We start from the raw sequence: 24,133 nt of genomic DNA on the forward strand, positions 1-24,133 counted from the left end.
TCAAAGCTCTCCCTGTATTTGTCAGCAATCAGATTTACCTGCGGCAATAGGCCAGCAATCCCTGCGTCGACGTATCGAACCCGGAGGCCAGCGACGGATCGGCAAAGGCCGGCAGAATCTGGCTCGCCATTGCCTTGCCGAGTTCAACACCCCATTGATCGAACGAATTGATGCCCCAGATGGCGCCCTGGACAAAAACCTTGTGCTCGTAGAGCGCGACGAGCGCGCCGAGCGTGCCGGGGCTGAGGCTTTTCAGCAGCAAGGTCGAAGAAGGCTGATTCCCGGCAAAAACGCGATGCGGCAACAAATCGACCATCTGCTCCGGCGTCAGCGCTTCTTTCTCCAAGCTCTCGCGCACTTCGCTCTCCGTCTTGCCGAACGCCAGCGCGGCACTCTGCGCAAAACAGTTCGACAGCAACGCCTCCTGATGCCCCGGAAGCGGATAGTCCGAACGTACCGAGGCAATGAAATCACACGGAACCAGTCTTCCGCCCTGATGCAGCAACTGGAAGAAGGCGTGCTGGCCGTTGTTGCCGAGTTCGCCCCAGACGATCGGTGACGTCGCGCAATCAACCGGATCACCGCTGATGCTCACCGATTTGCCGTTGCTCTCCATCTCGAGTTGCTGCAGGAACGACGGGAAATATTTCAGCGATTCGTTGTACGGCAGCACGGCGTTGCTTGTCGCACCGAGGAAATTGGTATTCCAGATGCCGATCAGCGCCATGATCACCGGCAGGTTCTGCGCCAACGGTGCTGAACGGAAATGCTCGTCCATGCGTTCCGCACCCCGCAACAATTCGCCGAAGGCATGCGGCCCCACGGAAATCATCAGCGCCAGCCCGACGGCCGACCACAGGGAATAGCGCCCGCCGACCCAGTCCCAGATCGGGAACACGCGCTCGCTGCTGACACCGAACTGCACCGCCCGCTCCGGACGACTCGACACGGCGGCGAAGTGATTCGCCAGATCGACATCATCGCCGAGATTGGCCTTCAGCCAGTTGCGCGCCGTCTCGGCGTTCAGCATCGTCTCCTGGGTGGTGAAGGTCTTGCTGACCAGGATGAACAGGGTGGTCCGGGGATCGAGCGTCTGCAGCAACGGGGCCAACTGCGCCCCGTCGAGATTCGACACGTAATGCACACCGAGCGCCGGGTGGCTGATGGATCGCAACGCCTGGTTCACCATCTTCGGCCCCAGATCAGAGCCGCCAATGCCGATATTAACGACGTCGTGGATCGCCATGCCCTGATGCCCCACGCACTTGCCGGCGCGCAGCGCTTCCGCGAACTCCGCCATCCGCTGCCGGGTATGCCGCACCTCGGGCATCACGTCGCCCTGCGCATCGGGAAACGGAGCAAGAGAGTGGCGTAACGCGACATGCAGCACGGCACGATCTTCGGTGACATTGATGTGATCGCCGGCGAACATCCGCCCGATCCACTCAGGGAGGAACGCTTCTTCCGCCAGCTTGACGAGCAACGCCAGCGTCTCGGGCGTCACACGCTGCTTCGAAAAATCAAAAAGAATGTCGTCGAACGCGAGGCTGAGCTTTTCAGTACGCTGCGGGTCGCCGGCGAACAGTTCGCGGAGATGCGCATTCTCTGTTTTCAGACGATGGGCGCAAAGATCCGCCCATGTCCGCGTGGCCGTAATTGTCATTGAGGCAACCTCCACTTGTTCTTGATGGTTTTCCGGCCACCGGCCGCAAGCCGCTCTAAACAACGAATCCGAACCTATTCTATGCCTAATGATCGTCGTTCAGCGACTCTTGAATCATAAAAATGTTTGCGTCAGAATCCCTCTGATTCAGCGCCTCCCGCCAGGTTCCCGCACGAGTGAACCGCCTTCCGGGCAGCCGAGCCGGACATTTGATTCCCATGCAACAAAAATGTAACGGTCGCGACTGGAAATCTGACGCCAGTTGTCGGATAATATCGGCCCCTAATAGGTGATTCGCAGTACCCCCGCTGCCGGGGGATATCGTGTCTTTGTGGTTCGCGTGCCAACCGGGTTTTCGCACGTTGGCGCGCAACGAGAGCAGTCTGGCCCCCAGTCCCCAAGGGGTCGCCAAGACCATACCACAAGCATAATCGCCCATTTTGAAGTCTGTTTTTTTAACGAGGAAAGTGAATCATGACTATCAAAGTAGGTATCAATGGTTTTGGCCGTATCGGACGCATGGTTTTCCGTGCCGCCGTGCAGAATTTCAGCGACATCGAGATCGTCGGCATCAACGACCTGCTCGAGCCTGACTACCTTGCCTACATGCTGACCTATGACTCCGTGCATGGTCGTTTCAAGGGCGACGTCAAGGTCGAGGGTAACGACCTGATCGTCAATGGCAAGAAGATCCGCCTGACCGCCGTCAAGGACCCGGCCGAACTGAAGTGGAACGAAGTCGGCGCCGACGTCGTCGTCGAATCCACCGGCCTCTTCCTGACCAAGGAAACCGCTGCCAAGCACATCGCCGCTGGCGCGAAGAAGGTCATCATGTCCGCTCCTTCCAAGGATGACACCCCGATGTTCGTCTACGGCGTGAACGACAAGACCTACGCCGGCCAGGACATCATCTCCAACGCCTCCTGCACCACCAACTGCCTGGCCCCTCTCGCCAAGGTCATCAACGACACCTTCGGCATCAAGCGCGGCCTGATGACCACGGTGCACGCTGCCACCGCCACCCAGAAGACCGTTGACGGCCCGTCCAACAAGGACTGGCGTGGTGGCCGTGGCATCCTCGAGAACATCATCCCGTCCTCGACCGGTGCTGCCAAGGCCGTTGGCGTCGTCATTCCCGAGCTGAACAAGAAGCTCACCGGCATGGCCTTCCGCGTGCCGACCTCCGACGTTTCCGTGGTCGACCTGACCGTCGAGCTGAACAAGGAAGCCAGCTACGAAGAAATCTGCGCTGCCCTCAAGGCCGCGTCGGAAGGCCCGATGAAGGGTGTTCTCGGCTACACCGACCAGAAGGTTGTGTCGACCGACTTCCGCGGCGAGTCGATGACCTCCGTCTTCGACGCCGAGGCCGGCATCGCGCTGGACAAGACCTTCGTCAAGCTGGTCTCCTGGTACGACAACGAATGGGGCTACTCGAACAAGGTTCTCGAGATGGTCCGCGTAATCTCCTCGAAGTAATGTAAGACCCGGAAAAAAGGGCACTGCAAGGTGCCCTTTTTTTGTCTTGAATTCCTGCAAAAAGAGAGTACTGCCATGACTTTCAAACGCCTCACCGACCTCGACGTCGCCGGCAAGCGCGTCTTCATCCGCGCCGACCTGAACGTCCCTCAGGACGACAACCTGGCGATCACCGACGACACCCGCGTCCGCGCCGCCCTCCCCGGCATCCAGTACGCGCTCTCCAAGGGCGCCGCCGTGATGGTCACTTCGCACCTCGGCCGCCCGACCGAAGGCGAATTCAAGCCCGAAGACTCGCTCGCGCCCGTAGCCAAGCGCATGTCCGAATTGCTCGGCAAGGACGTCCGCCTGATCCAGAACTGGGTTGATGGCGGCTTCGAAGTCAAGCCCGGCGAAATCGTCATGCTGGAAAACAGCCGCTGCAACAAGGGCGAGAAGAAGTGCAACGACGAACTGTCGCAAAAGATGGCCTCCCTGTGCGACGTCTGGGTGATGGACGCCTTCGGCACCGCGCACCGCGCGGAAGCCACCACCTACGGCATGGGCAAGTACGCCAAGATCGCCTGCGCCGGCCCCTGCGTCGCCTCCGAGCTCGAAGCGCTGACCAAGGCGCTGGCCCAACCGGCCCGTCCGATGGTCGCCATCGTTGGCGGCTCGAAGGTTTCGACCAAGCTGACTGTGCTCGAAAGCCTGTCCGCCAAGGTCGACCAGCTGGTCGTCGGCGGCGGCATCGCCAACACCTTCCTGCTCGCCTCGGGCAAGAAGATCGGCAAGTCGCTGGCCGAGAAGGACCTCGTTGACCAGGCCAAGGCCGTAATGGCCAAGGTCGCCGTGCCGCTGCCGACCGATGTCGTCTGCGCCAAGGAGTTCTCCGCCACGGCCGAAGCCACGATCAAGAGCGTCGACGACGTTGCCGACGACGACATGATCCTCGACATCGGCCCGCAGTCCGCCAAGGCGCTGGCCGAGATCATCACCAAGGCCGGAACTGTCGTATGGAACGGCCCGGTCGGCGTGTTCGAGATGGATGCCTTCGCCAACGGCACCAAGGAACTGGCGAAGGCCGTCGCCGAATCCAAGGCTTTCACCCTGGCTGGCGGCGGCGATACCGTCCTGGCGATCAATGTCTTCAAGATCGAGGACAAGGTCGGTTACATCTCCACCGCCGGCGGCGCCTTCCTGGAGTTCCTGGAAGGCAAGCGTCTCCCGGCTGTGGATATTCTCGAATCGCGCGCCAAGGACTGATTCCTGGCGACCTGCGCCGCCTGAGCCTGGCTCCGGCGGCGCCGATTCGTGAGGCGGCACCGCTATCGCTGACGATACCGGTGCCGCTGCTCTTCCGCCGATCCGCCCCAAACTGCATTTTTCTCGAGGATTCGCCCGCATGGACGTCCATCTGTATTTCTCGCTGATCCCCGAAGCATTGATTGCCTCGAATCTTCCCCCGGAGAAATTCGGCCAGTATTACGCGACCGGCAGCGGCTATAAATCCAAGGGCCAGAGCCTGTTTTTCGAGGTCGATCCCGCCTTTCGCAGCGAGCACTTCGAAATCGAAACAGCCATTGCCCGTTGCGTGCCCGCCGACGACGGAACGCCCAAGCACTCGGTCTATATCGCGGTCTACCGCGTGCTGGAGCACCTGCCGATCACTGCGCTGGGCAAGCTCTACCTGACAACGTCCTACGGGCACACGCTGGGCTTGGAACGGGGCGAACTGCCCGGCGAAACGGATCAGGACCTGCACCTTTACCAGGATCTCGTTCCGGTCAACAGCCTGGTCGTCAGCAACCTTGAACCGAATGCCTTCTATCGCAGCGTCACGGTCAATCCGGCGAAATTCATCCAGTTTCCGGCGCTGTTTTTTGTCGAACTGGAACTGGGCGAACTGGCGACCGACCCGGAAAACGGGAAAGTCGGCGACCTGCCCTACCCGTTCATCCACCATCTGCGCGAGGCGCTGATGACGCTCAAGCCCGCCACCGGCGAGCAGCCCAGCCCGAAGGACAGCAAGATGGTCCATCGCGTGCATTCGCTGGACTTCCCTTACCGCATGGTCCGGAAGGGCTTCTACGTCGGCAACGGTCCCGACGTCGCGTTCTACCCGATGCTTTCGCACAAGGAACTGCGCGACAAGCACGCCCAGTGGTGGCGCTCGGCCGGCCTGTAGAAACCGTCCAACGATCCGGATACCTTTTCGCGTGGTATCCGGAAAAGAATTGGGGCATCATCCTGAATTATTCGCCCGGACTGCGTGCCAAAAAGGGCGTTCATCAACGCGAAACACGATTATTGGATTCTGGGACGATCAAATCACTGACACCTCCCGTCATTTAGCACAAGGACTTCCATGGCCCGCCATACAAAAATAGTTGCCACCCTCGGCCCGGCGTCGCGAGACCCGCAGATCCTCGAAACCCTGATTCGCACCGGCGTCGACGTCGTGCGCCTGAACTTCTCGCACGGCAAGGCGGAAGACCACATCCAGGCAGCGACCGAAGTCCGCCGGATCGCCGCGAAGCTGGGGCGCTCGATCGGCATCCTCGCCGACCTGCAGGGCCCGAAGATCCGGATCGGCAAGTTCGAGGAAAGCAAGATTTTTCTGGAGACCGGTGACAAGTTCGTTCTTGATGCGCAGTGCGAATTGGGCAATCGCGAGCGGGTCGGCCTCGACTACAAGGCGTTGCCGGGCGACGTCGCGAGCGGCAACATCCTGCTGCTCGACGACGGCCGCGTCGTCCTGGAAGTCGAAAAGGTCATCGGACATGAGATCTTCACCGTGGTGCGCCACGGCGGCCCGCTGTCCAACAACAAGGGCATCAACCGCCAGGGTGGCGGACTCTCCGCGCCGGCACTGACGGCGAAGGACATGGACGACATCAAGACGGCCGCGCAGATCGGCGCCGACTTCCTCGCCGTCTCCTTCCCCAAGAGCGCTTCCGACATGTACATGGCGCGCCAGCTGATGCTGGCCACCGGCGGCCACGCACTGACCATCGCCAAGATCGAACGGGTCGAAGCGGTCGCCGCGCTGGACGAGATTCTCGACGCCTCCGACGGATTGATGGTGGCCCGCGGCGATCTCGCCGTCGAAGTCGGCGATGCCGCGGTCCCCGCATTGCAGAAGCGCATGATCCGGCGCGCCCGCGAGAAGAACAAGCTGGCCATCACCGCGACGCAGATGATGGAATCGATGACGCATTCGCCGGCGCCGACGCGGGCGGAAGTCTCCGATGTCGCCAACGCCGTGCTCGACGGCACCGACGCGGTCATGCTCTCCGGCGAAACGGCCGCGGGCGAGTTCCCGGTGCAGACGGTCGAATCGATGGTCCGAATCTGCGAGGAGGCCGAGAAATCGCTGCCGGTGACGCTTGATCGCGGTTTCCTCGATCGCTCGTTCACGCGTATCGACCAGTCGATTGCCATGGCCTCGCTCTTCGCCGCCTACCATCTGGAAGTAAAGGCCGTCGCTGCGCTGACCTCGACCGGCTCGACCGCGCTCTGGATGAGCCGTCTGAACTGCGGGATTCCCATTTTCGCCCTGACCGAGAACGCGGTCGCCCAAACGCGCATGACGCTCTTCCGGGAGGTCTTCCCCCTCCTGATGACCAACATGAATGCGGACCGCGACGTTCTGCGCCGCAACGCCGAGCAACGGCTCATCGAGGCCGGCGTGGTGAAGAAAGGCGATCTCATTGTCATCTCCTACGGCGACCGCATGGGTCTCGCGGGCGGAACCAACACAATGACCATCGTGCGCGTCGGTGACAAGTAAGAGGGCTGAACAGCCAGATAGCGTTGGCGCAACGCCGCGACCCTTGCTCTGTATCGTGTCGCGGCTTTTCTTTTCTGGAGCCTGCATGCTTCCCGGATTCAACCTGAGCAGTGTCGAAGAACACCCGCTACGCGAGCATCTCAACCGGGAATTCCACGCCCGCTCGCCGATTCCGTTATCCAGCCCGACGCTGGTCTCGCACCTCGCCTTTCACCATGACGTGACCTCCGTCGAAGCGGAGCGCGAGAACGTGCTGCGCCTCTGCCAGACCAGTGCCTGCAAGTTTCTGGAAAACTCGGCGACGCACATGCTGGTGGACGCCGGAAATTTTCTGCTGCGCTGGGAACTGCACACTGAGTATTCGAGCTACACGTTTTTCCAGCCGCTGACCGAAGGCGAGCCGCTCGATCCCGCCACGACCGCCCTCGACGCGGTCTTTCCCGGCTGGCTTGTCGGCATTCCCGGCAAGTTGCTGGTAGCCACCCACGTCGAACTGCGCTCGACGAAGGAAATGTCGCCGGAAAAGGTGCTGGAAGGGCTCTCGCCGACCGCCGACCGGCAAATGGTCGTTTCGCGCATCGCCAACGGCGCGGCGTGGGTGTTCACCGATTTCATGCTCGACAACCGGTTTTCCCGCTTCCTGGTCCTTGACGACAGCATGGTCGGTCGGCAGCCGGGACGCGCGGTCCAGCGCCTTTTCGACATCGAGACCTACCGCATGCTGGCCCTGCTCGGCCTGCCGGTCGCCAACGAGGTCGGGCGCTGGCTGACCGGTGCGGAGCGGCGTCTGGCCGAACTGATGGACCATATCGGGAAAGCCGACTGCCCGGAAGAAGAACGCGCCGTTCTCGAAGATCTTTCGAAGATCGCCGCGGAGGTCGAGCACTCGGTCGCCCGCACCACCTTCCGCTTCACCGCCTCGCGCGCCTACGGCAACCTCGTGCTGCAGCGCATCGACGAGTTGCGCGAAATCCGCGTTCCCGGTTATCCGACGCTGCACGAATTCATGCAGCGCCGCTTCCAGTCGGCGATGAGCACCTGCGCCGCGATGGCCAGCCGGCAACAGGATCTCTCCAGCCGGGTGGCACGCAACAGCCAGTTGCTGCGCACCCGCGTCGACATCGAACTGGAACGCCAGAACCAGGAACTGCTGGCGCAGATGAACCGGCGCGCCAAGGTGCAACTCCGCCTGCAGGAGACAGTCGAAGGCCTTTCGATCGCCGCCATCACCTACTATTCTTCGCAGCTGGTGTATTACCTTTCGAAGGGCGCCAAGTCAGTCTTCCACTCGCTCTCGCCGGAAATCGTCGTCGCCTGCTCGATCCCCGTCATCGCGGCTCTCGCGCTGTTCGGCATCAAGCGGATGCGCAAAGCCCTTGCCGCCGAAGAAGCAGGTTCCGATGCCGAACACTGAAACTATTTTATAATCCGTTGTTTTTGCGAATCTCTTTCGGGACCCACGCCATGACTCAAGCCCTGTACGAATCCTCCATCAAGAGCCTGCCGCTGCTCGGCCGCGGCAAGGTGCGCGACATCTACGCCGTGGGCGACGACAAGCTGCTGATCGTCACCAGCGACCGCCTTTCCGCGTTTGACGTCGTTCTGCCGAACCCGATCCCGGCCAAGGGCATCGTGCTCACGCAACTGGCCAATTTCTGGTTCGACAAGCTGGCGACCATCCTGCCGAACCAGCTCACCGGCATCGATCCGGAAAGCGTCGTCGCCGAGGACGAGCGGGCGCAGGTGCGCGGACGCGGGCTGGTCGTCAAGCGCCTGAAGCCGCTGCCGATCGAGGCCGTGGTACGCGGCTACCTGATCGGTTCGGGCTGGAAGGATTACCAGCAGACCGGCGCCGTCTGCGGCATCAAGCTGCCGGCCGGCCTGCAACTCGCCGCCAAGCTCCCGGAGCCGATCTTCACCCCGGCGACCAAGGCCGAACTGGGCGAACATGACGAGAACATTTCCTTCGAGCAGGCGCAGGTCAACTGCGGTGCCGCCCTTGCCGAGGTGCTCAAGGGAACTGGCAAGAATGGCGCACAGATCGCCACCGAAGCCCGCGACGCCGCCATCTCTCTCTACAGCACGGCCGCCGACTACGCGCTGACGCGCGGCATCATCATCGCCGACACCAAGTTCGAGTTTGGCGTTGACGCCTGCGGCACGCTGCACCTGATCGACGAGGCGCTGACGCCCGATTCGTCGCGCTTCTGGCCCGCCGACTCGTACCAGCTCGGCAGCAACCCGCCGTCGTACGACAAGCAATACGTGCGCGACCACCTGGAAACGCTCGACTGGAACAAGAAGGCCCCCGGCCCCACGCTGCCGGCCGACGTCGTCGCCCGCACCAGCGCCAAGTACATCGAGGCGTACGAGCAACTAACCGGCAAGAAGCTGGTCGGTTAAGCATCGTCCCGATCTTTTTCCCGAGTCGGGCGGCTGCGGCCGCCCGCTTTATTTCCGGAACACACAGACCATGACCGACACCAATCCCCTCCTCGACTTTTCCGGACTGCCCCGCTTCGACGCCATCCGGCCGACCCACGTCGAATCGGCGATCAACGACCTGCTCGCCGAGAACCGTGTGCTGATCGACCGCCTGGCCGACGACCCGCAGCCCGCCACCTGGGACAACTTCGCCGGCCCGCTGACCGACGGTATCGAGCGCCTCTCGCGCGCCTGGGGCATCGTCGGGCATCTGCATTCGGTCAACGACATCCCCGAATGGCGCGAGGCGTACAACCAGATGCTGCCGGACGTCAGCCGCTTCTATGCCGAACTCGGGCACAACCTCAAGCTGTTTGCCAAGTACAAGGCCCTGCGCGACAGCGCGGAATACCCCACGCTGTCGCCGGCCCGGCGCCGGATCATCGACAACGAAGTGCGCGACTTCCGCCTCTCCGGCGCCGAGTTGGCGGACGCGCAAAAGCCGCGCTTCCAGGCCATCCAGGAGGAACTCGCCTCGCTGGCCGCCAAGTTCTCGGAAAACCTGCTCGACGCGACCAATGCCTTCGCCGAATTCGTCACCGACGAGGCCGAACTCGCCGGGCTGCCGCCCGACGTGATCCATGCCGCCCGCGAAGCCGCCGAGAAGGACGGCAAGGAGGGTTGGAAATTCACCCTGCACATGCCCTCCTACTGGCCGGTGCAGCAATTCGCCGACAGCCGCCGCCTGCGCGAAGTCCTCTACCGCGCCTCGGCCACCCGCGCCTCGGAATTCGGGCCGGAAAACCTCGACAACACGCCGCTGATCAAGCGCATCCTGGAACTGCGCCAGGAGGAAGCGAAAATGCTCGGCTATCGCAACTTTGCCGAAGTGTCGCTCGTCCCCAAGATGGCCGAATCGGTGCAGCAGGTGCTCGCCTTCCTGCACGACCTGGCGAAAAAGGCCAAGCCGTTCGCCGAGAAGGACGTCGCGGAACTACGCGACTTTGCGCGGCGCGAACTCGGGCTGGAAACGCTCGAATCGTGGGACATGGGCTACGCCTCGGAGAAATTGCGCCAGGCGCGCTACGCCTTCTCGGAACAGGACGTCAAACCCTACTTCACCGAACCCAAGGTGCTGGCCGGCCTGTTCCACGTCGTGGAGGCGCTGTACGGCGTGCAGATCCGGCCGGACAGCGCGCCGGTCTGGCACGAGGATGTGCGCTTCTTCCGCATCGAGAAGGACGGCGAACTGGTCGGCCAGTTCTACCTCGACCCCTACGCGCGCGAAACCAAGCGCGGCGGCGCCTGGATGGACGAAGCAATCTCGCGGCGGCGCGTCGGCAACAACGACAACTCAGGCATCCAGAAACCGGTCGCCTACCTGGCCTGCAACTTCCCGCGCCCGGTCGGTGGCAAGCCAGCTACGTTCTCCCACGGCGACGTCGAGACGCTGTTCCATGAAGCCGGTCACGGCCTGCACCACCTGCTCACACGCGTCGAGGAACTCGGCGTCTCGGGCATCCACGGCGTCGAATGGGATGCCGTCGAGCTGCCGTCGCAGTTCATGGAGAACTACTGCTGGGAATGGGACGTGCTGCGCCAGATCTCCGGCCACGTCGACAGCGGCGAGCCGCTGCCGCGCGAGCTGTTCGACAAGATGCTCGCCGCACGCAACTTCCAGAGCGGCATGCTGACGGTGCGCCAGATCGAGTTCGCGCTGTTCGACATGTTGCTGCATAGCGACTTCGAACCGGCTCGATCGCGCAGCGTGCTCGACCTGCTCGACGCGGTCCGCAAGGAGGTCGCGGTAACGTTTCCGCCCGAATGGAATCGCTTCCCCAACAGCTTCTCCCACATCTTCGCCGGCGGTTACGCGGCGGGCTACTACAGCTACAAGTGGGCGGAAGTCCTCTCGGCCGACAGCTACGCCGCTTTCGAAGAAGCTGGCGACCCGTTCGACCCGGCGGTCGGCAAGCGTTTCCTCGACGAAATCATCGCGGCGGGGGGAGCGCGCCCCGCGCTGGAGAATTTCCGCGCCTTCCGCGGCCGCGATCCGCAGGTCGATGCATTGCTTCGGCATAGTGGTATGATCGCCGCCTGATTGCCGTTCAGGGGGATAACGTCATGAACACCTACCGTTTCGTCGTGCTGGCCATCGCGCTGGCATTCTCGTCACTGGCCACGGCGCAGACCACCTACCGGTGGATCGACAAGACGACGGGACGGACGGTGTATTCCGACCAGCCGCCACCTCCGGGGGCGAAGCTGATCGAAACGCGTGAAGGCCCGGCCGCCGGTGACGAGCGGCAACTGCCCTTCGCCACCCGCCAGGCCATTCAGAAGTACCCGGTCACCCTCTACACCGCCGCCAACTGCACCGAGGTATGCGCCAATGCCCGCGCGCTGCTCAACGGTCGCGGCGTGCCCTTCACCGAAAAGCTGCTGAAGAGCGAGGAAGAATTCGCCGAAGCGGCCAAGCTGATGGGCAACGAGTCGTTCCTTCCCGGGCTGACGGTCGGTACGCAACATTTCCCCGGCTTCGAGTCGGGCGCCTGGAACAACCTGCTCGACCTGGCCGGCTACCCGAAGACGGCACCGTACGGAGCAAAACCCTCCGGCGTTTTCGCGCAATGAAGCTGGCGAGTTGGAACGTCAACTCGCTCAAGGTCCGTCTGCCGCAATTGCTCGACTGGCTGGCGAACCGCCAGCCCGACGTGGTCTGCCTGCAGGAAACGAAGCTGGAGGATGCGAATTTCCCACGCCTCGAACTCGAAGCCGCCGGCTATGACGTCGCCTTTTCCGGACAGAAGACCTACAACGGCGTCGCCCTGCTGTCGCGGCAGACGCTGCAGGACGTGGCGTTCGGCAATCCACGCTTCCTGGATGAACAAAAGCGCCTGATCAGCGCGACGGTCGGATCGACGCGGATCATTTGCGCCTACGTCCCCAACGGTCAGGAAGTCGGCAGCGAAAAGTACGCCTACAAGCTGGCCTGGCTCGACGCGCTCGGCCAATGGCTCGGCGACGAACTGGCATCGCACCCGAACCTCGTGCTGGCCGGCGACTTCAACATCGCGCCGGACGACCGGGACGTGCATGATCCGGCGGCCTGGGCCGGGCAGGTGCTCTGCTCCGAGCCGGAGCGCGCTGCCTTCCGGCGGCTTGAATCGATGGGCCTGAAGGACAGTTTCCGCTTGTTCGAGCAGCCGGAAAAAAGCTTCTCTTGGTGGGATTACCGGATGCTCGGCTTCCAGAAGAACCGCGGCCTGCGCATCGATCACATCCTCCTGTCGCCTCCGCTGGCCGGGCGCTGCGTCGCGGCCGGCATCGACCGCGAGATGCGCAAACGGGAACGCCCGTCCGATCATGCCCCGGTAACGGCGGACATCTCCGATTAGGGCAGCCTTTCGAGCCTACTCTTTCGGGAAATCCGCGGCACGCGCCACCGCCTCGCCGGCGCGCAGCTGCCCGAGCAAAGACTCCAGATAGGCCGTCGACACGTCGAAGGCGGCATTGCCAAGCGGCAGATGACGCGGCGGATTCCCCGACTCGACGGCGGCAATGATCGCCTTGACCGCGCGCACCGGATCGCCCGGCTGATTGCCCGAGACGGCGCGCAACTGGGCGCGCTTGGCGCCGGCAGTCGACGCGTAATCGTCGATCACGACCGGGCTCTCGTCCGCCGAACGTCCGGCCCAGTCGGTGCGGAAACCGCTCGGCTCGACAACGATGACCTTGATGCCCAGCGGCTCGACCTCCTGCGCCAGCGCCCCGGAAAGCCCTTCCACGGCGAACTTGGTCGCGCAGTAGTAGCCGAGGCCCGCGAACGGATGGAGGCCGGCCAGCGAGGCGATGTTGATGATGCAGCCGCTGCGCTGCTCACGCATCCCGGGCAGAACGGCTTTCGTCATGCGCCCGAGGCCGAACACGTTGACGTCGAACATCCAGCGGACCTTGTCTTCCTCGCTCTCCTCGACCGCGCCGAAGTAGCCGAGGCCGGCGTTGTTGACCAGCACGTCGATCCGCCCGAAGCGTTCCTGCGCCGCCTTGACCACGGCGTCGACCTGCGCGTTGTCGGTCACGTCGAGCTTCAGCACGAGCGCCTGCGCCGAATCGGCAAACTCCTTGAGGTCTTCGGGCTTGCGCGCGGTAACCACCACACGGCAGCCGTTCGCCAGTAGATGCCGGGCAAGTTCCCGGCCGAATCCGGTGGAACACCCGGTAATGAACCAGACGCGGCTATCGCCAGCCGCCGAGACGCCATTTGCCATCGATCACTCCTTTGCCAACGTTGTTTTGAAACAGCGTTTTATTTTACTGCGTTGGCCAGGGCGATGTAATCGGAAAGGGGCAATTCCTCGGCACGGGCGGTCGGCGCGATGCCCAGGCGCTCGAGCAGGCCGTCGTCAACCAGGCCCTTGAGATTGTTGCGCAGCATCTTGCGCCGCTGCCCGAAGGCCGCCGCGACCAGCGCGGCGAAACGCGCCTCGTCGCGCACCGTCAGGTCGTCCTGTGCCCGTGGAATCAGGCGGACGACCGCGGAATCGACCTTCGGTGCCGGATCGAAGGATTCCGGCGGCACGTCGAGCAGCCAGTCCATCACGAAACGATACTGGAGCATCACCGAAAGCCGCCCGTAATCGGCCGTTCCCGGCTCCGCGACCATCCGCTCGACGACTTCCTTCTGCAGCATGAAGTGCATTTCGCGGGTGCGATCGGCGAACTGCGCGAGGTGGAACAGCAACGGCGTCGAAATGTTGTAGGGCAGATTGCCGACCACGCTCAGTTTCTTGCCGGCGCCGTCGGCGAGGGTGCCGAAATCGAACGCCAGGGCGTCGCCCTCATGGATCGTCAGGCGCTCGGGCGAATAGCGTTGCCGCAAGCGGGCGACGATGTCGCGGTCGATTTCGACCACGTGCAGATGATCAAGCCGCGCGAGTAGCGGCCCGGTCAACGCGCCGAGTCCGGGACCGATTTCGACGACCAGATCGTCGCGCTTCGGTGCAACCGCGGCGACAATCTCGCCGATGACCTGTGCATCGACCAGGAAGTTCTGCCCAAACCGCTTGCGGGCGACGTGCTTGCTCATCGGCGCGATCCGGCGAGGCGGGCCATGGCGATGGCCTGTTCGACGGCGACGAAGAGGCTGCCCGGGTCGGCGCGACCGCTACCGGCGAGTTCCAGCGCCGTGCCGTGGTCAACCGAGGTACGGATGATCGGCAGGCCGAGCGTCACGTTGATGCCGTTGCCGAAAGTGGCGTACTTGAGCACCGTCAGCCCCTGGTCGTGGTACATGGCCAGCACGCAGTCGCCCTGCGCCAGCAACGGCGGGGTGAACATCGTGTCTGCCGGGAGCGGACCGAGCAGCGTGATGCCTTCGGCGCGCAATTTTTCCAGCACCGGCGCGATCACCCGGATTTCCTCGTCGCCGAGGTAGCCGCCCTCACCAGCGTGCGGATTGAGGCCGGCAACGAGGATACGCGGCCGGTCGATCCCGAATTTGCCGCGCATGTCAGCGTGCAGGATGCGCAGTGTCGTTTCCAGCGACTCCGCCGTGATCGCCGCCGGCACGTCCTTCAGCGGCAGGTGCGTCGTCGCCAGCGCCACGCGCAGATTGCCGCCCGCGAGCATCATCACCACCTGCGGCGTATGCGTCTTTTCGGCGAGGTACTCGGTGTGCCCGGTGAAGGGAATGCCGGCATCGTTGATCACTGCCTTGTTAACCGGCGCCGTTACCATCGCCGCGAACTCTCTGGAGCAGCAGCCTTCCAGCGCCCGGTCGAGCAGGCCAAGAACGTACGGCGAGTTGGCTGGATCGAGCTTTCCTGCCACGGACGCAACGCCCAGCGGCACATGGATCAGGTCGAGGACACCTGGTTCCGGCAACACCGCCGGGCCCCATTCGCGCAACCGCACGGTTGAACCGGTCTGCGCCGCACGCGCACGCATCATGTCCCGGTCTGCCAGGACAACGAGGCGTGCAGCGAAATCCTTCTCCGCGAGGCGCAGGCAGAGTTCAGGGCCGATGCCGGCCGGCTCGCCCGAGGTGACGGCGATGACCGGCGCCACGGTCAGCGTTCCTCCAGCCGCAGGTCGACGTAGGCACGGTCACGTGCCTGCCGCAACCAGTCCTGATACGCCTCGTCCAGCTTGCGCTCGCGCAGCACCTGGCGCGCCGCGGCCTTTTGCCGGTCGGCCGATACGTCCTGAACGCGACGCTCCAGCACCTCGATCAGATGGAAGCCGAACGGGGACTTGACCGGGCGACTGACTTCACCGGGCTTCAGATTGTTCATCGCGCGCTCGAACTCCGGCACCGTATCGCCCGGATAGATCCAGCCCAGATCGCCACCCTTGGGCGCCGAGCCGTCCTGCGAATGCAGCTTGGCCAGTTCGGCGAACTTCTCGCCGTGGATAATCCGGTCGTACAGCCCCTCCAGCTTGTGCCGCGCCTCGCTTTCGGAAACCAGTTCGTTGACCCGGACCAGGATATGCCGGACGTGCGTCTGCTGCACCGGCGGCAACGCCGCGCCGCCCTTCTTGTTTAGCAGCTTGACGATATGGAACCCGTTCGGGCTGCGCAGCAGCGGACCGACATCGCCCGCGTTCATCCTAGCCACGACGTCGGAAAAGATACTCGGCAACCGGTCGATGGGCCGCATTCCCAAGCTTCCGCCCTGCAACCCGTCGGGCGCGTCGGAGTACGCCGCCGCCAGCTGCGCAAAGTTCTCGCCTTTGCGCGCACGCTCCAGCACCTCGTCGGCCTTGGCCTTGAGTGTGGCAAGCTGTTCAGGCGCAGCCGATTCCGGCGCGCGCAGGAGAATGTGCGCCACCTCGTATTCCTCGCCGGCGCCGGCGGCAGACTGCCCTTCGAGGTAATTCTCGATCTCGCTGTCGGAAACGGCGATCTTGTTCTCCACCTCTCGCTCGCGCACGCGGGCGATGAGCATTTCGTTGCGGATGTCCTCGCGGAACTTCGGGAAGGCAATGCCGTCGCGCTGCAAGACCTCACGGAACTGCTCCATCGACATCTTGTTCCCGGCGGCGATGCGCTGCAGCGCCTGGTCGAGCTGCGTGTCATCGACGCGCAGGCCGGTTTCGCGCGCGTGCTGCAACTGGATCTTGTCCATTATCAGACGTTCGAGCATCTGCCGCTCGAGCACGTCGCGCGGCGGCAACGGGGTACCCTGCCGGCGCAGCTGACCAACGGCCCGCTCCAGGCCGCGGTTCAATTCATGCAGGGTAATCACCTCGTCGTTGACCACGGCGACGATCCGGTCGACGGGAATCGGCTCGGCGGCGGGACGCTGCGGCGCCTGTGCAGAGGCGACGGCACTCTGCAAAAGAACCAGCAGCAAGGCAACACGCAGCAATCGCATCATCTTGAACACCTCAGTTTTCAAAAGCGGCGCTCTCGCCGGAGCCACCGATCAGGCTGTAGCCCTGAATATTGTCTTTCAGCACGCCGAGCGGATTGGAGCCGATCCGCCCCAGGCCGCCCAGTTCGAGCTGGACGAAGAAGGAGGTCGACGCGTCCTCGGAGGTAAGCGCCTGACGACGCAACACGCCGCGCAGCACCCAGCAGCCGCCGTTGTATTCCAGGCCGGCAACCGATTGAATGACCCGGCCACTGGTCGATCCCGTTGACGTAACAGTCCCGTCATCCTTGAACGCGTAGTTGAAGCGGCCGACGGCATACCACGGGCCGGATATCGGCCACTGTCCGGAAAGATCGACCTGGTTGATCGGCGCCGTTTCAACGCGGTTGTAACGATAAGCGGCATTCAGCACCTTGCCCGGCTCGGGCTGGTAGCGAAGACCGACCGAATAGCGCTCGGTTTCCTGGTCGGCGAGGTCGTACTGCCAGGCGGTGTCGGCATAAACCCGCGGGAGAATCTGGCCACTGAACGCCGCGAGGAAGTCGGAGCGGTCCCACTTGTCGCTGTCGCTGGTCGTCGTCGCCGAATTATTGAGCGCGACTCTGCTCTTGGTAAAGTAGAAGCGCTGCCCGATCAGCGCACGGATGACTTCGTTGCCGGTATCCGGCTCAATCAGACGGCTGGTCAGCGCTGCTGTCAATTGGTTCGCGTTGTTCAGCTTATCCCAACCGGAGAACTGATTCTCGGAAAAAATCTGAGCGAAGTTGAAATCTGCCAAATCAGTATCGAAATCCTTGATTGCACTCTGATCCTTGTACGGGATATTCAGATAGTAAAGGCGCGGCTCAAGGGTCTGCGTATAGTCCCGTCCGAACCAATTACTTGAACGCTCGAAGGTCATCCCCGAATCCAGGCTGAACACCGGAAGCGTGACCGAGGTGGATTTAGCGAAATCACCAATTTCACCAGAGAGCGAATAGCTCCGGTAATTAACACCGAATTTGGGCGTGACGTACCAGCCGGGAGTCACGTAGGGCACAGCGATCTGCGGATAAAGCACCAGCCGGTTGCCGTCCGGGTAGATTTTCCCGGACTGCTCGTGTTCACGAATCGAGAAGCTGGTGTACTGCCCGAGGAAACTCAGATCGGTGTGGTGGAAATCGGGTTTGCGCGCGTTGAAGGTGATTTGCGGCAACATCCGGTACTGTTCGAGAACCGGATTATCCTCGTCCGGCTGCAGGGTCTGGTACTGCTGGAAGTTGATCGACGTGTTCCACCAGCCGCCGCCGCTGTAGGTCAACATCCCCTGTTGCAGCAACTGCGTCTGCGACGTCGACGCGATGTCGGACGACAGGTCCGTGTAGTAATCGTCGTCGGATACCTTGTTGTAGTTGATCAGGCCGGTAAAGCCTTTATTCGTGGTCTGATTATGCAGCAACGAAATCCCGTAGCGACGATCACCATCGCGCAGTTTGTCGTCCGGCAGCAACTCCGCCTGCAGCTTGCCGGTGTAGGCGCCGCCGAAAGCCGTATTGAGATAGCGGAACTCGTTGTTCAGCTGGATGCCCCGCTTGCTCATCAGCCGCGGCGTGAAGGTGGCGTCCATGTTCGGCGCGATGTTCCAGTAGTACGGCAGTTCGAACTCGAAGCCGTTGTCGCTGCTGGTACCAAACGAAGGCCGGAGGAAACCGGACTTGCGCTCGCCGCTGAGCGAGAAGGAAATCCACGGCGAGTAGAGGAACGGCACGTCCTTGAAGTAGACCGTCGCGTCGTCGCCTTCGCCAACCTCGCGGTCGTAGTCGAGACGCATCTCGGACGTTCGCACGTACCAGTCGTTGTTGTCGATCGGGCAGGTCGTGAAGGTGTTGTTCAGCAAGCGATAGTGGTTTTCTCCCTCGAACTCCATCCGGTCCGCTTCGCCGCGTGTTTCGGTCACCTGCGCCAGGCCCTGCTTCTCGCCGACGCGGGTCTGTCCGGGGGCGATGTCCGTTGCCTGCGGCGAGGCAAACCCGGAATTCCACCAGGACTGCCGGCCAAGTTCTTCGAGTTGCTGGCTGGAATTCGCCCGGTCGTCGGCGGTTGCCCCGCCCATCAACTGCCGCTTGAGCTGATAGGACGGCTGCTCGAAATAACCCACCTGATCCTCGATGCGCAAGCGCATCTTGGGGCCGGTCACGACATCCTCGCCCTGCTGCAGCCGAACGCTGCCTTCGGCCTCCATTTCGTCGTCAAGCGGCCAGTACGTCAGACGATCCGCGTTGACCACCGTACCGATCTTGCGCAGTTCGGCCTCGCCCTCGGCATTGAATTCACGGTTCACTTCGCCGGACATGCGCTGCGCGCTGAGGAAGGCCGGTCGTGGCGCTGTTTCGTCCTTCGGTGGCGTTTCCATCTTGCGCACCGCGCGCAGTGCCAGTGCCGGCTGACCATCGTCGACCACGTCGATTACGTCGGACTGGAACTGTCCCGGCGCGAATTCTCTGGATACCCCAGCCGCCCCGACCCGACGTGTCGGGGCAACGCCCGTAGCCGCGACGCCTGTCTGTGCCACCGGCGCCATCGGCGGCAAGCCGAGCAGCGCCGGATCGACGCGCAGCGGTTCGAGCGTGGAGACCTTCGCCGCGGGCAAAGCCGGCGCCGAAACCGGTTTCGGGGCAGTCAGCGGAACCGCTGGTTTTTCCGCAGGGGTCGCAACAACGCTGGCGGAGGGTCGCTGCGGCGCGACTGTCGCCGGAGAAGACTCCGCAGGACGGGCCGGAACCACAGGGGCTTTTTCCCCGGCAGCCGGAGCGGCATCCCCTTGCTCACTGCGGGTTGACTCAGGCTCGGCAACGACTGTCCTGACCTCGACGGCCGCTGGTTCCACCGGGACGACCTCGACCCGCTCCTTCGATGCCTCCGGCTGGGCAGAAACGGGAGCAGTTTCTTCCTTTGGCTCGACCTTCTTGACCGGCGGCAACCCGAGCAGCACCGGGTCAACACGTAACGGGGCCGGCGCTTGAGCCACGGCATCGCCCGCGTGCACGGCAGCCAGCGTGCCGGCGAAGCTGCAGCACAGAATCAGCACGAGTTGTTTGCGTCGGGCAGTCCGAGTCATCCGAAACGTCGATAAAGTCACACAGTGCTCACGGGGCCGCCCGCGCAGCGCGTAAGGGGGCGAATGGTAAAATCGCCGCATTCTAGCATTTAGCCCGAGGAGAAGCGGCATGCCGCGTACCATCCTGCTGCGCGAGTGGCTCAACCGCTTGTTCCCGCGCCAGCATCACGAACAGGAGCTGCGGATCGAACCGGCGTCGGCCGACGCCAGCTTCCGCCGCTATTTCCGCGTGACGCTGGAGAACGGCGACACGCGCATCGTCATGGATGCCCCGCCCGAGCATGAGGATTGCCGGCCGTTCCTGCACGTTGCCACACTGTTCCGCGATGCCGGCGTGCATGCCCCGGAGGTCTTCGCCCAGGATCTGGAGCAAGGCTTCCTGCTGCTCTCCGACCTCGGCAACACCACCTACCTGAACGTGCTCGACGCAACGACGGCGCCGGCGCTCTATCGCGACGCCAACGCCGCGCTGGTGGACATCCAGCGCGCCAGCCGGGCCGGCGTCCTGCCCGCCTACGACCGCGCCCTGCTCGAACGCGAACTCAACCTGTTTCCCGACTGGTACGTGGCCCAGCACCTCGGCCTGACGCTCGACGCGCCGCAGACGGCAGCGCTGTGCAACGTCTTCGAAACGCTGCTCGCCAACAACCTCGCCCAGCCGCAGGTCTTCGTGCACCGCGACTACCACTCGCGCAACCTGATGGTCATCGACGGCGCCTACCCTGCCAACCCCGGCATCATCGACTTTCAGGACGCCGTCTACGGTCCGATCACCTACGACCTCGTCTCGCTCTACCGCGACGCGTACATCACCTGGGAAGAAGAACGCGAACTCGACTTCGTCATTCGCTACTGGGAAATGGCGAAGAAGGCGGGCTTGCCGGTCAGCCCGGATTTCGACGCCTTCTACCGCGACTACGAATGGATGGGCGCCCAGCGCCAGATCAAGGTGCTCGGCATCTTTGCCCGCCTGTATCACCGCGACGGCAAGGACGGCTATCTCAAGGACATGCCGCGCGTGATGGCCTACCTGCGCCGCACCTGTACCCGCTACAACGCGCTGGCCCCCCTGGCCCGGCTGCTCGACCAGCTGGAGAACCGCGCCGTGGAAACGGGACTGACCTTCTGATGAAAGCGATGATTCTCGCCGCCGGACGCGGCGAACGCATGCGCCCGCTCACCGACACGACGCCGAAGCCGCTGCTCATGGCCGGCGGCAAGCCGCTGATCGTCTGGCATCTGGAACGCCTCGCGGCCTGCGGTTTCCGCGAGGTGGTGATCAACCACGCCCACCTCGGCGACCAGATCGAGGCGGCGCTCGGCGACGGTCGCGCCTTCGGCCAGTCCATCCGCTACTCGCCGGAACCGCCGGGCGCCCTGGAAACCGCCGGCGGCATCGCCCATGCCCTGCCGCTGCTAGGCAGCGACCCGTTCCTGGTGGTCAACGGCGATGTCTGGTGCGACTGGGATTTCCGCCGCGCGCACGCCTTGGCGCACAAGCGCGCGCACCTGGTTTTCGTCGACAACCCGCCGCAGCACGCCGGCGGCGACTTCTGCCTCGACGGCGAAACAGTGCGCTACGCCGCCGAGCGTATCGGCACGACCTACACCTACGCCGGAACGGGCGTCTTCGCCCCCGAATTTTTTGCCGACGTACCCGACGGCGCCGTCATGAAGCTGCGCCCGTTGCTCGACGCGGCGATCGCCCGGCGCGAACTCAGCGGGGAACACCACGCCGGCCGCTGGGTCGACGTCGGCACGCCGGAACGGCTGGCCCAACTCGATCAGGAACTGAGGCAACCCGCATGAAACACGAACCGTATTCCTCACGCCGGCAAACCCTGCTCACCACGATCGGCGACGGCGTGGCGATCATCCCGACCGCGCCGGAACGCATCCGCAACCGCGATTCGCACCATCCCTACCGTTTCGACAGCTATTTCTGGTACCTCACCGGTTTCCCCGAACCCGAAGCCGTCGCGGTGCTGGTCGGCGGGAAAGAACCGCGCGCGATCCTGTTCTGCCGCGAGAAGAACGAAGAGCGCGAAGTATGGGACGGTTTCCGCCACGGCCCCGTCGCCGCGCAGGACGCCTTCGGCTTCGACGAGGCATTCCCGATCGACGAACTCGAGCAACGCTTGCCCGACCTGATTTCCGACCGCGACACCTTGTGGCATGCGCTCGGCCACGACCCGGATTGGGATGCAAAAATCGTCGCGGCCCTGAATACCGTGCGCACGCAGACGCGCGCCGGCAAGCGCGCGCCCGCGCAGCTCCGCGACCTGCGCCAGCCGCTCGACCGCATGCGCCTGATCAAGGACACACACGAACTCGACATCATGCGTCGCGCCGCCACGATCACCGCCGCCGGCCACGTGCGCGCCATGCGCGCCAGCCGGCCGGGGCTTGCCGAATACGAACTCGAAGCCGAACTCTCCTACGAGTTCAGGAAGCGCGGCGCCGACGGCCACTCCTACGCGCCGATCGTCGCCGGCGGCACCAACGCCTGCGTGCTTCACTACGTCGAGAACGACAAACTGCTCGCCGACAACACGCTGGTGCTGATCGACGCCGGCTGCGAACTCGCCGGCTACGCTGCCGACATCACGCGCACCTTCCCGGTCAACGGGCACTTCACCGGCCCGCAGCGCGACGCCTACGAAATCGTCCTCGCCGCGCAAGCCGCTGCCGTCGCTGCGATCCGCCCCGGCGCGCCCTTCTCCGCGTATCACGACGCCGCCCTGCGCGTGCTGGTGCAGGGCATGGCCGATCTCGGCCTGCTCGCCGGCACGATCGACGACCTGATCGAGAACGAAGCCTACAAGCCGTTCTACATGCACCGCACCGGTCACTGGCTGGGGCTCGACGTGCACGACGCCGGCGAGTACAAGTCCGGCGACGAGTGGATCGCCCTTGCTCCCGGAATGACGCTGACAGTCGAGCCCGGCCTGTACATCCGTCCCGGCGAGAACATTCCGGAACACCTGCACGGCATCGGCATCCGCATCGAGGACGACATACTCGTCACCCCGGACGGCGCCGAGGTTTATACCAGTGCGCCGAAGACGGTCGCCGAGATCGAGGATGTCATGCGCCATGAGTGACGCACTGGAAACAATCCACACCGACGTGCTCATCGTCGGCGCCGGCCCGGTCGGCGTGACCCTCGCGCTGGCGCTGGAGAAAAGCGCCCTGCGCGTATTGCTGGTCGACCGCCAGGCCGACGGCGCCTGGCAGAAGGACCCGCGCGCGCTGGCCTTGTCGCACGGCAGCCGGCAACTGCTCGAGCGCCTCGGCGCCTGGAACACCCCCGCCGGCACTCCCATCCGGCACATCCACGTCTCGCAACGCGGCGGTTTCGGCAGTACGCAGATCGAGGCCGCCGACTACGCCATCCCGGCGCTCGGCTACGTCATGCGCTACCGCGACCTGCTCGCCGGACTCTATGCGCAGCTGCCGCCAGACCGGCTCATCGCGCCCGCCACGGTTACCCGCATCGAGACAGCGGCGGAAACAGCCACGGTCACGATCGATGCTTCAGGGAAACGACAGCGCATCGAGGCCCGCCTCGTAGTACACGCCGAAGGCACGCCGTCGGACGACCCCGACGTGGCGGTCCGCGACTACGATCAGCACGCGATCGTCTGCGAAGTCACCCCGGCCGCCCCGCACGAAAACCGCGCCTGGGAACGCTTCACCCCGGACGGTCCGCTGGCGCTGCTTCCGGTCGACAAGGGTTACGCGGTGGTACTGACCGTGGCGCCGGACAAGGCGGCACGCATCCTCGAACTTTCCGACGGCGATTTCCTCGCCACGCTCAACGGCCAGTTCGGCGGCCGCCTCGAACTGGTCGCCACCGGCCCGCGCGCCGCGTTCCCCCTCGCCCTGCGGCTGCGCCGGCGGCTGACCACCGAACGCCAGGTCTGGCTCGGCAACACCGCGCAGACGCTGCACCCGGTTTCCGGCCAGGGCTTCAATCTCGGCCTGCGCGACGCCTGGGAACTGGCCGAAACGCTGCTCGACACCGCCCCGGGCGACCCCGGCCAGGCGGCGCCGCTCGCCGCCTACGCGCTGCGCCGGCAGCCGGACCGACTGGGCAGCGCCGTGTTCACCGACGGAATCGTCCGCCTCTTCTCCAACGACATTCCGCCGCTCAAGGCGCTGCGCGGGCTGGGCCTGCTCGCGCTCGATCTCGCACCGCCGCTCCGGCACTTCGTCGCCCGCCGGATGATCTGGGGCGCCCGCGCCTGGTTCTGAATTCGGCCGTCGGGTGACAAACAATCGCTTTCTGGTCGAACCGGCAGGTGTTGCTTATACTGAAT

General features: G+C 63.9%; 19 protein-coding genes. 13 read left to right on the plus strand and 6 right to left on the minus strand.

What is annotated here, in order from left to right:
- Window positions 1-34: 34 nt before the first annotated feature.
- Window positions 35-1,663: a glucose-6-phosphate isomerase gene (pgi, locus tag BO74_RS00935; RefSeq protein ID WP_496439348.1), complete on the minus strand. Its 1,629-nt coding sequence runs from the start codon at window positions 1,661-1,663 to the stop codon at window positions 35-37.
- A gap of 474 nt (window positions 1,664-2,137) precedes the next feature.
- Between pgi and gap the strand changes: the two genes are divergently transcribed.
- The 9 genes from gap (at window position 2,138) to xth (ending at window position 12,733) form a co-directional block, all read left to right on the plus strand.
- On the plus strand, window positions 2,138-3,139 hold the full coding sequence (gene gap / locus BO74_RS00940; RefSeq protein ID WP_496439349.1) for a type I glyceraldehyde-3-phosphate dehydrogenase: 1,002 nt from the start codon (window positions 2,138-2,140) through the stop codon (window positions 3,137-3,139).
- A gap of 75 nt (window positions 3,140-3,214) precedes the next feature.
- On the plus strand, window positions 3,215-4,384 hold the full coding sequence (locus BO74_RS00945; protein WP_496439350.1) for a phosphoglycerate kinase: 1,170 nt from the start codon (window positions 3,215-3,217) through the stop codon (window positions 4,382-4,384).
- 139 nt (window positions 4,385-4,523) lie between these two features.
- Window positions 4,524-5,306 (plus strand): hypothetical protein, encoded by a 783-nt coding sequence (locus BO74_RS00950; RefSeq protein WP_496439351.1) that lies wholly within the window; start codon window positions 4,524-4,526, stop codon window positions 5,304-5,306.
- 180 nt (window positions 5,307-5,486) lie between these two features.
- The gene (gene pyk, locus BO74_RS00955) at window positions 5,487-6,911 is read left to right on the plus strand and encodes a pyruvate kinase (protein WP_496439352.1); all 1,425 of its coding nucleotides are present in this window, start codon (window positions 5,487-5,489) and stop codon (window positions 6,909-6,911) included.
- Window positions 6,912-6,996: 85 nt separating this feature from the next.
- Window positions 6,997-8,325: a DUF3422 family protein gene (locus tag BO74_RS00960; RefSeq protein WP_496439354.1), complete on the plus strand. Its 1,329-nt coding sequence runs from the start codon at window positions 6,997-6,999 to the stop codon at window positions 8,323-8,325.
- A 50-nt stretch (window positions 8,326-8,375) separates the two neighbouring features.
- Complete coding sequence (locus BO74_RS00965; protein WP_496439356.1) at window positions 8,376-9,314, plus strand: phosphoribosylaminoimidazolesuccinocarboxamide synthase; 939 nt, start codon at window positions 8,376-8,378, stop codon at window positions 9,312-9,314.
- A 70-nt stretch (window positions 9,315-9,384) separates the two neighbouring features.
- Window positions 9,385-11,436, plus strand: a complete 2,052-nt coding sequence (locus BO74_RS00970) for a M3 family metallopeptidase (RefSeq protein WP_496439357.1) — start codon at window positions 9,385-9,387, stop codon at window positions 11,434-11,436.
- Between the two features lie 23 nt (window positions 11,437-11,459).
- Window positions 11,460-11,969, plus strand: coding sequence for a DUF4124 domain-containing protein (locus tag BO74_RS00975; RefSeq protein WP_496439359.1), 510 nt, complete (start codon window positions 11,460-11,462; stop codon window positions 11,967-11,969).
- The gene (gene xth / locus BO74_RS00980) at window positions 11,966-12,733 is read left to right on the plus strand and encodes an exodeoxyribonuclease III (protein WP_496439360.1); all 768 of its coding nucleotides are present in this window, start codon (window positions 11,966-11,968) and stop codon (window positions 12,731-12,733) included. The genes BO74_RS00975 and xth overlap by 4 nt, the downstream gene beginning before the upstream one ends.
- A gap of 15 nt (window positions 12,734-12,748) precedes the next feature.
- On the opposite strand, the gene BO74_RS00985 is transcribed toward xth, so the two are convergent.
- The 5 genes from BO74_RS00985 to BO74_RS01005 are packed head-to-tail and all read right to left on the minus strand — an operon-like array spanning window position 12,749 to window position 19,811.
- Complete coding sequence (locus tag BO74_RS00985) at window positions 12,749-13,606, minus strand: oxidoreductase (RefSeq protein WP_496439362.1); 858 nt, start codon at window positions 13,604-13,606, stop codon at window positions 12,749-12,751.
- 38 nt (window positions 13,607-13,644) lie between these two features.
- Entirely contained in the window at window positions 13,645-14,424 is a 780-nt protein-coding gene (gene rsmA, locus BO74_RS00990) for a 16S rRNA (adenine(1518)-N(6)/adenine(1519)-N(6))-dimethyltransferase RsmA (protein ID WP_496439363.1), read from the minus strand.
- Complete coding sequence (gene pdxA, locus BO74_RS00995; RefSeq protein ID WP_496439365.1) at window positions 14,421-15,404, minus strand: 4-hydroxythreonine-4-phosphate dehydrogenase PdxA; 984 nt, start codon at window positions 15,402-15,404, stop codon at window positions 14,421-14,423. The genes rsmA and pdxA overlap by 4 nt, the downstream gene beginning before the upstream one ends.
- A 2-nt stretch (window positions 15,405-15,406) precedes the next feature.
- The gene (locus tag BO74_RS01000; RefSeq protein WP_496439367.1) at window positions 15,407-16,717 is read right to left on the minus strand and encodes a peptidylprolyl isomerase; all 1,311 of its coding nucleotides are present in this window, start codon (window positions 16,715-16,717) and stop codon (window positions 15,407-15,409) included.
- 10 nt (window positions 16,718-16,727) lie between these two features.
- The gene (locus BO74_RS01005; RefSeq protein ID WP_496439369.1) at window positions 16,728-19,811 is read right to left on the minus strand and encodes an LPS-assembly protein LptD; all 3,084 of its coding nucleotides are present in this window, start codon (window positions 19,809-19,811) and stop codon (window positions 16,728-16,730) included.
- Window positions 19,812-19,920: 109 nt separating this feature from the next.
- Here BO74_RS01005 and BO74_RS01010 point away from each other — a divergent pair, with 109 nt between their 5' ends.
- The 4 genes from BO74_RS01010 to BO74_RS01025 are packed head-to-tail and all read left to right on the plus strand — an operon-like array spanning window position 19,921 to window position 24,068.
- Window positions 19,921-20,940 carry an aminoglycoside phosphotransferase family protein gene (locus BO74_RS01010; RefSeq protein ID WP_496439370.1) on the plus strand — a complete coding sequence of 340 codons (1,020 nt, stop codon included), beginning with the start codon at window positions 19,921-19,923 and terminating at the stop codon, window positions 20,938-20,940.
- Window positions 20,940-21,620, plus strand: a complete 681-nt coding sequence (gene murU / locus BO74_RS01015; RefSeq protein WP_496439372.1) for an N-acetylmuramate alpha-1-phosphate uridylyltransferase MurU — start codon at window positions 20,940-20,942, stop codon at window positions 21,618-21,620. Before BO74_RS01010 ends, murU begins: the two co-directional genes overlap by 1 nt.
- Complete coding sequence (locus BO74_RS01020) at window positions 21,617-22,915, plus strand: aminopeptidase P N-terminal domain-containing protein (protein ID WP_496439373.1); 1,299 nt, start codon at window positions 21,617-21,619, stop codon at window positions 22,913-22,915. Before murU ends, BO74_RS01020 begins: the two co-directional genes overlap by 4 nt.
- On the plus strand, window positions 22,908-24,068 hold the full coding sequence (locus BO74_RS01025; RefSeq protein WP_496439374.1) for an FAD-dependent oxidoreductase: 1,161 nt from the start codon (window positions 22,908-22,910) through the stop codon (window positions 24,066-24,068). Before BO74_RS01020 ends, BO74_RS01025 begins: the two co-directional genes overlap by 8 nt.
- The last annotated feature ends 65 nt before the right edge of the window (window positions 24,069-24,133 follow it).

The organism is Propionivibrio pelophilus DSM 12018 (assembly GCF_059569095.1).

What these genes read in the sequence shown, in the direction of transcription:
- pgi (WP_496439348.1), bottom strand. Translation starts at nt 1,663, where the DNA reads ATGACAATTACGGCCACGCGGACATGGGCGGATCTTTGCGCCCATCGT.
- gap (WP_496439349.1), top strand. Translation starts at nt 2,138, where the DNA reads ATGACTATCAAAGTAGGTATCAATGGTTTTGGCCGTATCGGACGCATG.
- BO74_RS00945 (WP_496439350.1), top strand. Translation starts at nt 3,215, where the DNA reads ATGACTTTCAAACGCCTCACCGACCTCGACGTCGCCGGCAAGCGCGTC.
- BO74_RS00950 (WP_496439351.1), top strand. Translation starts at nt 4,524, where the DNA reads ATGGACGTCCATCTGTATTTCTCGCTGATCCCCGAAGCATTGATTGCC.
- pyk (WP_496439352.1), top strand. Translation starts at nt 5,487, where the DNA reads ATGGCCCGCCATACAAAAATAGTTGCCACCCTCGGCCCGGCGTCGCGA.
- BO74_RS00960 (WP_496439354.1), top strand. Translation starts at nt 6,997, where the DNA reads ATGCTTCCCGGATTCAACCTGAGCAGTGTCGAAGAACACCCGCTACGC.
- BO74_RS00965 (WP_496439356.1), top strand. Translation starts at nt 8,376, where the DNA reads ATGACTCAAGCCCTGTACGAATCCTCCATCAAGAGCCTGCCGCTGCTC.
- BO74_RS00970 (WP_496439357.1), top strand. Translation starts at nt 9,385, where the DNA reads ATGACCGACACCAATCCCCTCCTCGACTTTTCCGGACTGCCCCGCTTC.
- BO74_RS00975 (WP_496439359.1), top strand. Translation starts at nt 11,460, where the DNA reads ATGAACACCTACCGTTTCGTCGTGCTGGCCATCGCGCTGGCATTCTCG.
- xth (WP_496439360.1), top strand. Translation starts at nt 11,966, where the DNA reads ATGAAGCTGGCGAGTTGGAACGTCAACTCGCTCAAGGTCCGTCTGCCG.
- BO74_RS00985 (WP_496439362.1), bottom strand. Translation starts at nt 13,606, where the DNA reads ATGGCAAATGGCGTCTCGGCGGCTGGCGATAGCCGCGTCTGGTTCATT.
- rsmA (WP_496439363.1), bottom strand. Translation starts at nt 14,424, where the DNA reads ATGAGCAAGCACGTCGCCCGCAAGCGGTTTGGGCAGAACTTCCTGGTC.
- BO74_RS01000 (WP_496439367.1), bottom strand. Translation starts at nt 16,717, where the DNA reads ATGATGCGATTGCTGCGTGTTGCCTTGCTGCTGGTTCTTTTGCAGAGT.
- BO74_RS01005 (WP_496439369.1), bottom strand. Translation starts at nt 19,811, where the DNA reads ATGACTCGGACTGCCCGACGCAAACAACTCGTGCTGATTCTGTGCTGC.
- BO74_RS01010 (WP_496439370.1), top strand. Translation starts at nt 19,921, where the DNA reads ATGCCGCGTACCATCCTGCTGCGCGAGTGGCTCAACCGCTTGTTCCCG.
- murU (WP_496439372.1), top strand. Translation starts at nt 20,940, where the DNA reads ATGAAAGCGATGATTCTCGCCGCCGGACGCGGCGAACGCATGCGCCCG.
- BO74_RS01020 (WP_496439373.1), top strand. Translation starts at nt 21,617, where the DNA reads ATGAAACACGAACCGTATTCCTCACGCCGGCAAACCCTGCTCACCACG.
- BO74_RS01025 (WP_496439374.1), top strand. Translation starts at nt 22,908, where the DNA reads ATGAGTGACGCACTGGAAACAATCCACACCGACGTGCTCATCGTCGGC.